General features: G+C 71.3%; 15 protein-coding genes and 1 tRNA gene. 8 read left to right on the forward strand and 8 right to left on the reverse strand.

Annotation, left to right across the window (positions count from 1 at the left end):
- The first annotated feature begins 91 nt into the window (after window positions 1-91).
- Genes ACLQ26_RS11580 through ACLQ26_RS11595 form a run of 4 tightly spaced genes read left to right on the forward strand, consistent with a single transcriptional unit; the run spans window position 92 to window position 3,577 of the window.
- On the forward strand, window positions 92-604 hold the full coding sequence (locus ACLQ26_RS11580) for a hypothetical protein (protein WP_425744423.1): 513 nt from the start codon (window positions 92-94) through the stop codon (window positions 602-604).
- A complete protein-coding gene (locus tag ACLQ26_RS11585) occupies window positions 601-1,686 on the forward strand; it encodes a peptidoglycan-binding protein (RefSeq protein WP_425744424.1) in 1,086 nt (361 codons plus the stop codon). The genes ACLQ26_RS11580 and ACLQ26_RS11585 overlap by 4 nt, the downstream gene beginning before the upstream one ends.
- A complete protein-coding gene (locus ACLQ26_RS11590) occupies window positions 1,683-2,378 on the forward strand; it encodes an ABC transporter ATP-binding protein (protein WP_358102724.1) in 696 nt (231 codons plus the stop codon). Before ACLQ26_RS11585 ends, ACLQ26_RS11590 begins: the two co-directional genes overlap by 4 nt.
- The gene (locus ACLQ26_RS11595) at window positions 2,378-3,577 is read left to right on the forward strand and encodes an ABC transporter permease (RefSeq protein WP_425744425.1); all 1,200 of its coding nucleotides are present in this window, start codon (window positions 2,378-2,380) and stop codon (window positions 3,575-3,577) included. The genes ACLQ26_RS11590 and ACLQ26_RS11595 overlap by 1 nt, the downstream gene beginning before the upstream one ends.
- A gap of 162 nt (window positions 3,578-3,739) precedes the next feature.
- On the opposite strand, the gene deoD is transcribed toward ACLQ26_RS11595, so the two are convergent.
- Complete coding sequence (gene deoD, locus ACLQ26_RS11600; RefSeq protein WP_074315244.1) at window positions 3,740-4,447, reverse strand: purine-nucleoside phosphorylase; 708 nt, start codon at window positions 4,445-4,447, stop codon at window positions 3,740-3,742.
- 75 nt (window positions 4,448-4,522) lie between these two features.
- On the opposite strand from deoD, the gene ACLQ26_RS11605 reads away from it, so the two are divergent.
- A tRNA-Ser gene (locus ACLQ26_RS11605) sits at window positions 4,523-4,609 on the forward strand.
- A 56-nt stretch (window positions 4,610-4,665) separates the two neighbouring features.
- Here the strand turns inward: ACLQ26_RS11605 and ACLQ26_RS11610 are convergent.
- Window positions 4,666-5,415: an SDR family oxidoreductase gene (locus tag ACLQ26_RS11610; RefSeq protein ID WP_425744426.1), complete on the reverse strand. Its 750-nt coding sequence runs from the start codon at window positions 5,413-5,415 to the stop codon at window positions 4,666-4,668.
- 131 nt (window positions 5,416-5,546) lie between these two features.
- On the opposite strand from ACLQ26_RS11610, the gene ACLQ26_RS11615 reads away from it, so the two are divergent.
- Window positions 5,547-6,179, forward strand: coding sequence for a TetR/AcrR family transcriptional regulator (locus ACLQ26_RS11615; protein ID WP_425744427.1), 633 nt, complete (start codon window positions 5,547-5,549; stop codon window positions 6,177-6,179).
- A 202-nt stretch (window positions 6,180-6,381) separates the two neighbouring features.
- On the opposite strand, the gene ACLQ26_RS11620 is transcribed toward ACLQ26_RS11615, so the two are convergent.
- From ACLQ26_RS11620 to ACLQ26_RS11635, 4 genes are all read right to left on the reverse strand, one after another.
- A complete protein-coding gene (locus ACLQ26_RS11620) occupies window positions 6,382-8,820 on the reverse strand; it encodes a hypothetical protein (protein WP_425744428.1) in 2,439 nt (812 codons plus the stop codon).
- Window positions 8,821-8,979: 159 nt separating this feature from the next.
- On the reverse strand, window positions 8,980-9,474 hold the full coding sequence (locus tag ACLQ26_RS11625) for a hypothetical protein (protein WP_425744800.1): 495 nt from the start codon (window positions 9,472-9,474) through the stop codon (window positions 8,980-8,982).
- A 92-nt stretch (window positions 9,475-9,566) separates the two neighbouring features.
- Window positions 9,567-10,121, reverse strand: coding sequence for a hypothetical protein (locus tag ACLQ26_RS11630; RefSeq protein ID WP_425744429.1), 555 nt, complete (start codon window positions 10,119-10,121; stop codon window positions 9,567-9,569).
- A gap of 108 nt (window positions 10,122-10,229) precedes the next feature.
- Window positions 10,230-10,940 carry an alpha/beta hydrolase gene (locus ACLQ26_RS11635; RefSeq protein WP_425744430.1) on the reverse strand — a complete coding sequence of 237 codons (711 nt, stop codon included), beginning with the start codon at window positions 10,938-10,940 and terminating at the stop codon, window positions 10,230-10,232.
- A gap of 85 nt (window positions 10,941-11,025) precedes the next feature.
- Here ACLQ26_RS11635 and ACLQ26_RS11640 point away from each other — a divergent pair, with 85 nt between their 5' ends.
- Window positions 11,026-11,595 (forward strand): TetR/AcrR family transcriptional regulator, encoded by a 570-nt coding sequence (locus tag ACLQ26_RS11640; protein ID WP_425744431.1) that lies wholly within the window; start codon window positions 11,026-11,028, stop codon window positions 11,593-11,595.
- A 35-nt stretch (window positions 11,596-11,630) separates the two neighbouring features.
- On the opposite strand, the gene ACLQ26_RS11645 is transcribed toward ACLQ26_RS11640, so the two are convergent.
- Window positions 11,631-11,822 carry a DUF397 domain-containing protein gene (locus ACLQ26_RS11645; RefSeq protein WP_425744432.1) on the reverse strand — a complete coding sequence of 64 codons (192 nt, stop codon included), beginning with the start codon at window positions 11,820-11,822 and terminating at the stop codon, window positions 11,631-11,633.
- Window positions 11,813-12,580, reverse strand: coding sequence for a helix-turn-helix domain-containing protein (locus ACLQ26_RS11650; protein ID WP_425744433.1), 768 nt, complete (start codon window positions 12,578-12,580; stop codon window positions 11,813-11,815). The genes ACLQ26_RS11645 and ACLQ26_RS11650 overlap by 10 nt, the downstream gene beginning before the upstream one ends.
- Before the next feature lie 195 nt (window positions 12,581-12,775).
- On the opposite strand from ACLQ26_RS11650, the gene ACLQ26_RS11655 reads away from it, so the two are divergent.
- On the forward strand, window positions 12,776-13,015 hold the full coding sequence (locus tag ACLQ26_RS11655; protein ID WP_425744434.1) for a flavin reductase: 240 nt from the start codon (window positions 12,776-12,778) through the stop codon (window positions 13,013-13,015).
- The last annotated feature ends 18 nt before the right edge of the window (window positions 13,016-13,033 follow it).

Raw genomic sequence — 13,033 nt, forward strand, 5'->3', positions numbered from 1 at the left:
AACGCCGGGGATACGGCCGCCGGCGTCCACTGGTGTCACGTTCGGCGAACCGCGCCGGACCTGAGCGGAAGTGGACACCATGCGACGACAGATGCTTGCGATCCCCGTCCTGCTCGCCCTGGCGCTGCCCGCGTGCGGCGCGGGAGGCGACGACGGCGGCGGGGTCGCGACCGCCGGTGGAACGACTGCCGAGGCCACGGCGAGCGGCACCCCGGTCAGTGACTCGGACCGCCAGCTCGCCTTCGCCCGGTGCATGCGGGAAAACGGGGTGGACATGCCCGACCCGGAGCCGGGTGCCCGTCCCAACTTCCGCTTCGGCGCGGACGTGGATCAGCAGAAGGTCCAGGCAGCCATGGAGAAGTGCCAGGACAAGCTGCCCAACGGCGGGCAGGGGCCGCAGCTCAATCCCGAGCAGGCCGAGCAGATGCGCGCCCTCGCCAAGTGCATGCGCGAGAACGGTGTACCGGACTTCCCGGACCCGGACGCCGAAGGGAGGCTCCGGGTCGGGACCGGGGACAACGCGATCAACATCGGGGATCCGGCCCTGAGGGCTGCGATGGAGAAGTGCCGGCAGCTCGCGCCCCAGCTCGGGGGCGGCAAGTGACCGACGCCACCCGACGCCCGGGGCTGCGCGCCGCTGTCGCAGCGGGGATCGTCCTGGTGGTCGCCGCCGTGGGTGTCGTCGCCGCAGTGGGTTTCGGCGGCGACGCCGGGGACGCCACCCACGCCAGCGGCCCGGCGGCGACCGCCCCGATCACCCGGCAGACCCTCGCGGACACGCAGACCGCCGACGGTGAGTTGGGGTACGGAACGACGCGTACCGCCACGGCGAAACTCAGCGGCACGATCACCGGGCTGCCCGCGACCGGGTCGACAGTGCGGCGGGGCAAGGCGCTGTACCTCGTCGACAACGAGGAGGTCGTGCTCCTCTACGGCGGGCTGCCCGCGTACCGGACGCTCGAGCCCGGCGTCGATGGTCCGGACGTCACCCAGTTCGAGCGGAACCTCAAGGCGCTGGGCTACACCGGGTTCACCGTCGACGACGAGTACACAGGCGCCACCGCCGACGCGGTCCGTGACTGGCAGGAGGACCTCGGTCTGCCCGAGACCGGCCGGATCGAACAGGGCCGCGTCGTGTACGCCGACGGGGAGGTCCGGGTGGAGAGCCACCAGGCCGACGTCGGTGCCGCGGCGCAGCCCGGTCAGGCGGTGTTGACCTACAGCGGCACCAGTCGCGTGGTCACCGTCGACCTCGACATGGACGACCAGCGGCTGGCCAAGCGGAACTCGAAGGTCAGTGTGAAGCTGCCGGACGGACGGGCGGTCGCCGGCACGATCAGCACGGCCGAGACTGTCATCCAGGCCGGTGCCTCCGGCGCGAACGGGCAGTCCGGCGAGGAGGAGACGAAGATCGAGGTGACAGTCGCGGTCACCGACCCGAAGGCCCTCGCCGGCTTCGACCAGGCAAGCGCCACAGTGACATTCACCGCCTCGGAGCGCCGCGACGTGCTCACCGTCCCGGTGGCGGCGCTGCTGGCGCTCGCCGAGGGCGGTTACGGCGTCGAGGTCGTCGACGGCGACGGCAGCCGGATCGTCGCGGTGACGACCGGATTGTTCGCCGACGGCCGGGTCGAGGTCAGTGGGTCGGAGATCGCCGAGGGCATGACGGTGGCGATGCCGAAATGACAGGTGACGTGATCGTCCTCGACCGGGTCAGCAAGCGGTACGCCGGTGGGGTGGTGGCGTTGGACGACGTCTCGTTGCGGATCGGTCATGGCGAGTTGGTGGCCATCGTCGGTCCGTCCGGGTCGGGCAAGTCGACGATGCTGCACCTGATCGGCACCCTGGACCGGCCGTCGTCGGGCAGCGTGCTCCTTGACGGGTACGACGTGGCGAAGCTGACCGACCGGGAGCTGTCGGCGTTGCGGGCCACCCGGATCGGCTTCGTCTTCCAGCAGTTCCACCTGGCCCCCGGCGTCCCGGTCGTGGACAACGTCGCCGACGGGTTGCTCTACTCCGGCGTACCCCTGCGGAGGCGTCGGGAGCGCGCGGAGGCCGCGTTGGTCCGGGTTGGCCTGGGCCACAGGCTCGGCCACCGGCCGCACGAGCTGTCCGGCGGCGAACGGCAGCGGGTGGCGGTGGCCCGGGCGGTGGTCGGTGAGCCGGCGGTGCTTCTCGCCGACGAGCCAACCGGCAACCTCGACTCCCAGTCCGGCGCCGGCGTGTTGGAGCTGCTGCACGACCTGCACCGGGCCGGCACCACAGTCGTGGTGATCACGCACGACCGGGAGATCGCGGAAAGCCTGCCCCGGCAGGTGCGGATGCGCGACGGCGCGGTGCGGCACGACTCGGCCTTCGCGTCGGGCGGGGTCGGCTGATGGCGACCCTGACCCCGGCCCGGCTGGGGCCGGCGGACGTCCTGCGCGTCGGTGGGGTGGGGCTGCGGACCCGTCCGCTGCGGGCCTTCCTCTCCGCGTTGGGTATCGCGATCGGCATCGCCGCGATGATCGCGGTCGTCGGCATCTCCTCGTCGTCCCGGGCCGAACTGGACCGGGCGCTCGACGCCCTCGGCACCAACCTGCTCACCGTCGAGCCGGGCGACACCCTGTTCGGCGCGGACGCGCAGCTTCCCGAGGAGTCGATCGCCATGATCGGCCGGATCGGTCCCGTGACGCAGGTGACCGCCACCGCGCAGGTTCCCGACGCCAAGGTGTACCGCACGGACCGGATTCCGGCGGCGGAGACCGGAGGCATCGCCACCCAGGCGGCACGGCTGGACCTGCTGGGTGCCGTCGGCGCCGAGCTGACAAGCGGCACCTGGCTCAACGAGGCCACCGCCCGCTATCCGGCGGTCGTTCTCGGCGCGACCGCCGCGCAGCGGCTCGGCATCACCACAGCCGATCCGCAGGTGCGGGTGTGGCTGGGCGGACGGTGGTTCACAGTCGTCGGCGTCCTCGCGGCCGTGCCGCTCGCCCCGGAGCTGGACTCCTCGGCGCTTGTCGGCTGGGCCGCCGCGACCGACCACCTGGGGTTCGACGGGCACCCGACCACCGTCTACACGCGGGCGCAGGAGTCGCAGGTGGAGGCGGTGCGGTCGGTGCTCGGCGCGACCGCCAACCCCGAGGCGCCGAACGAGGTGGAGGTGTCCCGCCCCTCCGACGCGCTGGCCGCCGCCGAGGCGACCGACGACGCGTTCACCGGGCTGCTGCTGGGCCTCGGGGCGGTCGCCCTGCTGGTCGGCGGGGTAGGCGTGGCCAACACCATGGTGATCTCGGTGTTGGAGCGCCGGGCCGAGATCGGCCTGCGCCGCTCACTCGGGGCGACCCGCGGTCAGGTACGCACACAGTTCCTCGCGGAATCGCTGTTGCTGTCCGCGTTCGGCGGGATCGGCGGAGTGCTGCTGGGCATCGCGGTCACCTCGGGGTACGCGCTGTCGCAGGGCTGGCCGACGGTGGTGCCGGCGTGGGCGATGCTCGGTGGAGTCGGCGCGACGCTGGTGATCGGTGGCTTCGCCGGTCTCTACCCGGCGGTCCGCGCCGCCCGCCTCTCCCCGACGGAGGCCCTGACCACGGTCTGACCGGCGTGCCGGTTTGTGCGCGACGTGGCGGTCTGGGCGCGGCGCGGTTCGGGACCGGCGTGGCGGCCTGGGGCCGGCGTGATGCGGAAGAGCGGTATGACTCTGAGGCATATTTATACCTCTGAGTCATACCGCTCTCGGCAGTGACACCCGCCGGACGGGTCAGGCGATGATCGTGTCGAGCGCGATCTCGACCATCTGGCTGAACGTCTGCTCCCGCTCCTCCGACGTGGTCTTCTCGCCGGTCTTGATGTGGTCGCTGACGGTCAGGACGGTCAGCGCGCGGGCCTTGAACCGGGCGGCGATCGTGTAGAGCGCCGCCGACTCCATCTCCACCGCCAGCACGCCGTAGTCGGCGAGCGTGTCGTAGAGGTCCGGCCGGTCGGTGTAGAAGGCGTCCGCCGCCAGGATCGGCCCGACGTGCATGGTGATGCCGCGCCGCTCGGCCACCTCGACCGAGGTACGCAGCAGCCCGAAGTCGGCCACCGGGGCGTAGTCGATCAGCCCGTCGAACCGCATCCGGTTCATGTTCGAGTCGGTGGACGACCCGATCGCCGCGACCACGTCGCGCAGTTGCAGGTCGGTGCTGAGGGCACCACAGGAACCGACCCGGATCAGCGTCTTGACGCCGTACTCGTTGATCAACTCGTGGGCGTAGATGGAGGCGGACGGCATGCCCATGCCGGAGCCCTGGACCGAGACCTCGACGCCGTTCCAGCGGCCGGTGAAGCCCAGCATGCCCCGAACCGTCGAGTAGCAGGTGGCGCCCTCGAGGTAGGTCTCCGCGATCCACTTGGCCCGCAGGGGGTCACCCGGCATCAGGACCCGCTCGGCGATCTCGCCCGGCTTCGCGCCGATGTGCGTACTCATGGCAAAGATCCTGCCAGGCCGGCCGGAGCGATACCGGTTCGGCGTCCGAACCGGCGGTCCTGTACCCTCGTCGGCGGTGGCGTGTCCGAGCGGCCTAAGGAGCACGCCTCGAAAGCGTGTGAGGGTTAACGCCCTCCGAGGGTTCAAATCCCTCCGCCACCGCTCTGTAGTGCAGAAACGCCCGGTCGATCCGCGAGGATCGACCGGGCGTTTCCGCGTCAGAGCTGCTGCTCGCCGCCGTCGGCGAACAGCTCGCTGCCGGTCATGAAGCTGCTCTGGTCGGAGGCGAGGAAGAGCGCGGCGTTGGCGATCTCGTCCGGGTGGGCCATCCGGCCCATGGGCACGTTGGACGCGATGCCCTTGAGCAGGCCGGGGGCCTCCTCGGGGCTGGACGCCAGGCCCGCGAGCCCAGGGGTCTCGGTCGGGCCGGGGACCAGGGTGTTGACCCGGATCTTCCGGCCGACCAGCTCGGCGGCCCAGGTGCGGCCGAACGAGCGGATGGCGGCCTTGGAGGCGGCGTAGACGCTGAACGCCGGGGTGCCGTTGCTGGCAGCGGTCGAGCCGGTCAGCACGATCGAGGCGCCCTCGTTGAGCAGGGGCAGGGCCTTCTGCACGGTGAAGATGGTGCCGTAGATGTTGGTGTCGAAGGTGTTGGCGACGTGCTCGACCGTGATCGAGTCGAGCGGGCTGAACTCGCCGCCGCCGGCATTGGCGAACAGCACGTCCAGCCCCGCGCCCCGGGCCTCGATCGCCTGCATGATCCGGTCCAGGTCGTCGTGCTTGCCGACATCGCCGACGATGCCTGTGACGTTGGCGCCGATGCTGGCCACGGCCTCATCCAGCGGGCCCTTGCGGCGGCCGGTGACGAAGACGTACGCGCCTTCGGCGGCGAAGCGGCGGGCGGTGGCCAGGCCGATGCCCGTGGTGCCGCCGGTGACGAGGGCGGTCTTGCCGTCGAGCTGTCCCACGATGAATCTCCTTCGCAAATTCTGTACCGAGCGGTATGCAACTGACCGTAGCAACTACGGCCGGTGCCGACAAATTTCTGTACCGATCGGTTTCCATCGTGGGTAGGATGAGTTGAGGGAGGTGGTGGGCCGTGCCACAACGAGGGCGACCACGCGGCTTCGACGCCGACGAGGCGCTGGAGCGCGCGTTGGAGGTGTTCTGGCGTCAGGGGTACGAGGGCGCCTCGATGAGCGATCTCACCGCCGCCATGGGCATCAACAAGCCGAGCCTCTACGCCGCCTTCGGCAGCAAGGAGGAGCTGTTCCGCAAGGCCGTGGCCCGCTACGCCGAACAGGACATGGAGTACGCGCGGCGCGCTTTCGCCCAACCCACCGCGTACGAGGTCGTCGCCACTCTGCTGCGCGAGAACGTGCTCGCAGTGACCCGACCCGACCGCCCGGCCGGCTGCCTGTCGATCCAGGGCGGCACCGCCTGCTCCAGCGACAACGCGGCGGTGGCCGGGTTCCTCGCCACCAGCCGCCTGGCCGGCGAGCACGCCCTCGCCGACCGGTTCACCCGCGCGGTGGCCGAAGGCGACCTACCCGCCGACGCCGACCCGGCCGCGCTCGCCCGCTTCGTCATGAGCGTGACCGAGGGGCAGGCGATCCACGCCGCCGCCGGGGTCGCCCGGGAGGCTCTGCGTCAGACGGCGGAGATCGCGCTCGCCGGCTTCGCCGCCGTGTCCGGAGCGCGGTCCCCCGAGCAGGTCGCCGAGTCCGTCTGAGCACCGGCCGCCCGAACCCGGGTGGCCCCGCCTGCGCGAGCACGCCCCGTACGTGCGGGTCCTGGCCGGTGACGGCGGATCGGGCACGACGGACTTCGCGGCGACACACTCGTACGACTTCTGGCGGTCGCTGCGCGGCTGAGCGCGGTGCGTGACCGGCGGGCCGGCCCTCCAACCTTGTGGAGGGCCGGCCCGCCACCCGTCACGCGGTCGGGGCGTTGCCGTCCCGGTGCGTCAACCGGTACGAGGCGTCGACGGCATCCGTCTCCAGGATCACCGTGACCGCACCGGCGGGCAGGGTGCAGGTGACGGTCCGTTCGATGGCCGGGCCCGTGGGACCGCAGTACCGGATGCCCTGGCTGTCGAAGACCGACAGACGGGCGTCACCGGCGCCTGCGGTACGCGTCCAGGTGAAGCTCTCCCGGCTGGCGTGCTGGTCGGCCGGAACCGTGTAGCAGACCGCGAAGTGGTCCGCCCCGGTGGTCGCCGTGGCGCCGGCCGCGTCCCCGGGCAGGACCGGGCAGGCCGGCGGCCCGTCGACCCGGGCGAAGCCCACGGCGTACGAGGCGGTGGGGAACCCCTCATCCGCGGTGAGCAGCACGGAGAAGGGCGCCTCGCCGGTCAGCTCGCAGCTGTACTGACGCAGCGAGGAGTAGTCGCACACCTGATCGCCCGCGGCGTTCACCACGATGATCTCCGGTGAGGTCTCGGCGGTCACGTCCCCGGGCAGCAACTCGGCGACGTGAGCCCCCGTCGGGCTGGGCAGCTGTAGGCAGTTGTGCTGCCCGGCCGCCTCGAAGCTGCCCCGGTGCGGGGCATCCTGCCAGCCGGTGTCGGACACCGGCGTGCAGTCCGACGGCTTCCACGGCAGCAGCGCGACGGCGTAGAGGAAGTCGGTGTCGATCACCTCGTTGGGCGCGCCTCCGCTGAGGACCATCGTGTACTTCCCGGCCGCGGGGATCTTGCACCAGGTATCGGTGCAGACCTTCAGGCCGGCGGAGTCGTAGACGGTGGCGTACGACCGGTAGTTCTCCGCGCTCACCGCCGTGACCCGGTACGTGCCGGCGCTGGGGAGGTCCAGGGTCCGGCAGCGGATGCCACCGAGGGCACCGGCCGGTGCCGAGTTGTACGTGCCCGGGGTGATGGTCGGGCAGCCGACCGCGTCGGAGAGTCGACGGACCTGAACCTTGTACGTGAGGTCCTCGCTGTCGGCGGCCCAGTTTCGCAGGTAGGAGACGACGCGGTAGGTCCCGGTGGAGGGCAGGACGCACCCGTCCTCCTCCGTCCAGTCGGTGCACAGCACGGCACCCTGCTCGTCGACGATCCAGGCGAAAACGTCGTTGTACCGGTCCGGGGCACGGTAGACCATGACGCGCTCCCCGGCCTCGCCGTGGAACGGCTGGCAGTTGGTCTGCACCGTCGAGGTCTGGTGCACCGTCAGGGCCGGCTGGTCCCAGTTGAGCCCGGTGGGGGCGGCGCAACCGTCGGCCTGGTCGAGGCGGGCCACCGCCACCTGGTAGGTGACCGGTTCCCAGCCGCCGTTCTGCGCCACAAGCGTGTAGGCGCCAGCCGCCGGTGCCGCGCAGGAGCGCCAGGAGTCGTACTCCGAGCACACCACCTGGCCCGCGTTGTCGTACAACTGCCAGTAGAGGTACTGGTCCGCGAACTGGTTGATGCGGACGATCAGGCGGCCGGGGGTGGTGACCCGCAGCGACTGGCAGCTGATCCCCTGATAGGGAGGAACGGTGCCGGTCCCGACAGCGGCGCCCGGGTCACCGAAGGCGGCCAGGGGCAGGGCCGGGCAGCCGACCGACTGCGAGATCCGGGGCATCTTGAGGGTGTACGCGGCCTTGCTGCCATACATTTCGCCCAGGAAGAGCCGGTACGGTCCGGGCCCGCTGAGCGTGCACTCAGTGGGGTAGCGCACCGCGCAGATCGGCTGGAACTGCCCGTCCAGGATGTTGCCCTGGATGTCCTCGGCGCCGCCCGGGTCGGCCAGGTGCAGGACACTGCCGGTGGGCTGCTTGAAGGTGAAGCAGCGGGCGGCAAGGCCGGCGGGCAAGGTGCCGCTGCGACCGGTGGAGGCGAAGGAGAAGAAGCTCGCGGGCAGATTGACGCAGGTGGAGGGCGCCCGCATCGACTCTGCCGACAGTGAGTAGGCGCCCTTGCCGGTGCCGTAGTAGAGCGCGACGGTGACGGTGTAGACGCCCGCGGCACCCAGCTTGCAGTCCGTCAGGTACGAGCTGACGTAGCAGACATTACTGCCATCCGGGCCCTTGACCGTTGCGCTGACGCCATCACCCGAGACCTGTCGGAGCCGCACGAACAGGGTGTCCTGGTCGACTGTCGACGTGACCGTCCAGGTGTTTTTTGCCGTGCCCGTGATCGACGCGCAATTCTTGACCGGGCCCAGTGGCAGTTCGCCGCCGCAGGTGGCGGACGTGCTGCCGACCTTGGCCTGGGGCTCGGTGGCCCTGCTCGGGGCGGGGGCCGCAGGGGTGACGGGCACCGCCGCAGATGGCGCGGTGGCGGGGCGCGGCCGCTCGGTCGTCAGTGTCGGTCGCGGCGACGGATCGGCAGTCGGGGCGGCGGTGGCGGGGCCGGCCAGCAGGCCCGCCCCCGTGAGGCCCAGGGCCGCCACAGCGGCCCATCTTGCGAGGTGTCTCCACAATGGATCGGGCACGGTTGTACGCACGATGTCCCCCCGTGTTGGTCGCGCGATCTGCGCGAGCGAGAGGATAATTTCATGACGGCCGATCCCGGACAATCAGCTTGTCGACTGGACCGGGGACGCACTTGTTCAGCAGGGCCCGGCGCCCTCGTCGAAGAGCCGGCGGGCCCAGTCGGCGTACCCCGCGATGGTTTTTCGGACCGTGCGTCCGTCGTGCAGGAAGAGGTACGCGCGGTCGCCGCTGCGGGCGAGTAGCCCGTCGAGCCGGTGCGTCCCCTGTGGAGCCGGGAGCCGCGTGACCGACGGGTAACGGGCCCAGACCTCGTCGATCGGTGAGCCGGCCGTGATGCCCTCCGGTGTCCGCATCGGGTCGCCGACCCAGAGCAGCACCAGTCTGTCCTCGACGAAGACCGGGCTGACCGTGTCGTGGCCGGTGAGCATCGGTCCGCAGGCGTCCAGGTCGGTACGCAGGACGCCCCGGCGGGTCAGTTCGGCCTCGGTGTCGCCGAACTCGATGTTCCGCAGGCCGTGCAGGTCGATGACCTCGACGTTGCCGGCGGGCCGGTTCGGCGGCATCGGGCCGGGCGGCGTCGTACCGCTGCCCGCGATCGAGGCAGCAGTCAGCAGCATGGCAATAAACGCGAATTGTCGCAATTTCATGGAATCCCCCAGTCCCCAACGGGACGGGGCCGCTCAGGTTGCTGCCCATCGCCGGATTACTGGTTTTCCCACTGTTCGACAAGCTCGTCCCAGTAGTCGGCGCTGAGCCGACGCCGCCCGTGCGCCAGCCACCCGTCGGTGTTGCGCTCCAGGTGCAGGCCCACCTCGGCGAACGGGTCGATCCACGCGCCGCGTTCGACACCGAGCCGGACCAGCGCCGCGTTGATCGGCCACTCCTCCCGTGGCGCGTCGAGGACGTCGTCGAAGCGCGGACCCCAGGACAGCGCGCCGCCCAGCCACACCACCGCCGACTGGTGGCCGACGCCACCGCCGAACTCGGCCTCCACGTACGCCACCGGCCCCGAGCGCGACCAGCGCGCCAGCGGCTCGACCAGCGCGGGCGACAGCACCAGGTCGAACGGACGGGCGGCGCTACGGTCGTCCGTCGCGTAGTCCGGCAGCGACCCGGTCAGCTCCAGCACCAACTGCGGGGTGATCGGCAGCAGGGCGAAGTCCTGCCGCAGCTCGCCGAGGACCGCGTGATCCAGCCCGGCGGTCTGCTCGCGGAGCAGGTCGGCGTCCGCGACCACCGCGCTGAGCTGGTAACCCATCGAGCCCTCCGCTGTCCACAGCCTGTGGATGGAACATGTGTACGACGGGTTCGCGGTCCGCCGGTCCCTGGCACGCTACCGGTGCCGTGCCTGCCGCCGTCGCCGTCGTTACGGCTGATCTGGTTTCAGCGCCACGTCGCGCAGGGCGGCGGCGAGCAGGTGCGGGTGCGAGAGCATCGGGTGGTGGCCGGTGGGCAGTTCGACGACGCGGGTGGCGCGAGCGGCCTGAGCACGTTGCAGCGCGGGTGGGGTGGCACGATCCCCGGCGCAGACGATCGCCGTCGATGGTCGGTGCCGCCAGCCGGCATGCTGGACCGGGGCGGTGAGCACCGCGGCCGGCTGGCGGGTCAGCCGGGCGACGGCGCCCTCGGCCGCCTGCTCGTCGCAGTCGTACAGGAACAGGTCGCGCAACGACTCGCGCCGTACACCGAACGTGCCGTCAGGCGAGAAGTCCAGGTGGGGGGCCGGCTCACCCGGGCCGAGATCGGCCAGGGACTGGCCGACGTCCGGCAGGAACGAGCTGACGTACACCAGATGACGCACGTCCCCGACGGCCTCGCTGCCACCGACGGCGGCCTCGGTGGCTACCACGCCGCCGTAGGAGTGCCCGACAAGCACCGCCGGCCCGACCTCGCGCAGCACCCGGCGGGTCTCCGCGACGTCCGCCGCGAAGTCGGGAGCCACCCCGGGCACCTCGCCGCAGCTCGGCAGCCGGACCGCGACGCTGTCCAGGCCGTCGGCGTGCAGAGCGGCGGCGACCCGCGACCACCACCACTCCCCGTCGCGGACGCAGGCGCCGTGTACGAAGACCACAGTCATCACCGTCTCCCATCCGGCGAACCCTCGGCGGGTCGCCCCGCGATCGAGGTTAGACGTATCGATCGTTACGTGAAAAAGTGGCGGTGTGGGACGTCGACCGCAGCCGGAGATCCGCGACAGACTGCTCGACGGTTGCGTCGACCACCTGTTGGAGCACGGCCTCCCGGTCACCTCGCTGACGCCTGTCGCGGCGGCGCTCGGGGTCAGCCCGCGCATGTTGATCTACCACTTCGCCACCAAGGACCGGCTGGTCCGGGCTGCGCTGGTTGAGGCCCGGCGACGGCAGCGGGCGCTCTTCGACGAGGCGCTGCGCCACCGCCCCGACACCCGGTACGTCGACACCCTCGCCGCGGCTTGGACGACGCTCTCCGGCCCGGCGGCCCACCGCTACGTACGCCTGTTCAGCGTCGTGCACGACCTGCCGCCGAGCGAGACACCGTGGCCCGACTTCCCGACGATGGCGGTGCACGACTGGCTGCCGACTATCGCCGCCGGACTGCGCGCCGACGACCACGCCCAGCCGGACGTGTTGGCCACGCTGGTCCTCGGGGTGGTGCGCGGGCTTCTGCTCGACGGTCGGGCAACCGGCGAGCACGACCGGGCGGCCGAGGCGTACCAAGCCTTCCTCGCCCTGCTCGACGATTCCCTCCGCTGACACCGCCGCCGGCCGTGGCCTACGGCGGTGGGCCGTCAGGCGCGGTGGGGGAGCTGGGTGACGAACGCGCGCCAGGCCGTCGGCCCGAAGGTGAGGGCCGGCCCGCCCGGGTCCTTGGAATCCCGTACGCCGATCACGCCGGGCAGGTTGTCGGCGACCTCGACACACGCGCCGCCGTTGCCGCTGCTGCGGCTGCTCTTACGCCACCGGGCGCCGTTCAGCTCCATGTCTCCGCCACTTCCGTTATCAGATCGACCGACTGCCAGTGCGACAGCGCCTCGCCGCGCACGTTCTCCCATGCCGCCATTATGGTCGCGACGTCGTCCGGGTCGCTAGCCACTTGCCCCTGGAGCTGGTTGTCGAGGTAACCGGCGACCCGGTGGTCGTGACTGTGCGCGATCACGAACGGCCCGTTGAGGCCGGCGTACGCGCCGACCGCGCTGGGCACCACGTGCACCCGGATGTGCGGCTCCGCGCACGCCGCGACCACGGCCAGCAGCTGCTCGCGCATGGTCGCCCGGCCGCCCACCGGCCGGTGCAGGATCGCCTCGTCGATGACGGCCGTGAACTGCGGCGGGTCGTCGCGTTTGAGCACGCCCTGCCGGTTGAGCCGCACCGCGAGGTGCCGCTCGATCTCGCCGCGGGGGATCAGGCCCGCGCCGCCGAGCACCGCGCGGGCGTATGCCTCGGTCTGGAGCAAACCCGGCAGGACCGTGGACTCGAACCAGCGCAGCGACACCGCCTCGCGCTCGATTTCCTGCCACGGGCGAAACCAGATGGGGTCACGACGTCTTGAAGTGTCCGGCCAGATGTCCGACACGTCCTTGTGGAGGGCTTCCGCTGCCGCGAACCGGTGCCGAGGATGCGGAATGCGTCCCTCGGTCAACCAGCGCGCCACGGTCTTCGGGTCGACACCGACGGTCTCGGCGAGGGATTCGGTGGTGTGCCCGGTGTCGTTGAGCGCCACCCGCAGCGCGTCGTTCATGGCTCCTCCATCGGATGTCTCGAATATCTGGAAACCATATAGCTACGGGGTGTACTTGTCTGGTTACGCACCCAAGGGTGGTCCACAGAAGACGGCGAGGCCGGTGGAGGCGCGAGAGCCCGGCGGCCGACGTCAGTCAGGGGCCGCCCCGATGGGGAGGCGGGGCGGCCCCTTCCACAGCGAAGGAGGCCCGCCATGCCCCGCCGCAATCGGAACCACCTGCCCACCCGTCCCACCTGGCGCTGCACGGCGTGCGGCATCGCCTGGCCCTGCTCGGCGGCGAAGTTACGGCTGCTCGGGGAGTACCGGCAGGACCGGCTGGCGTTGACCGTCTACCTGGCGACGCTCCAGGCCGAAGCCGGTGAACACCTCCGAGACGTCGACCCGGCCCGGCTCACCGAACGCTTCCTCTCCTGGGCCCGCGCCCGAGGCTGAGGTCCGGCCGGGGCGCGT

It is taken from the genome of Micromonospora sp. DT43 (assembly GCF_049841645.1).
Lineage (GTDB): Bacteria > Actinomycetota > Actinomycetes > Mycobacteriales > Micromonosporaceae > Micromonospora.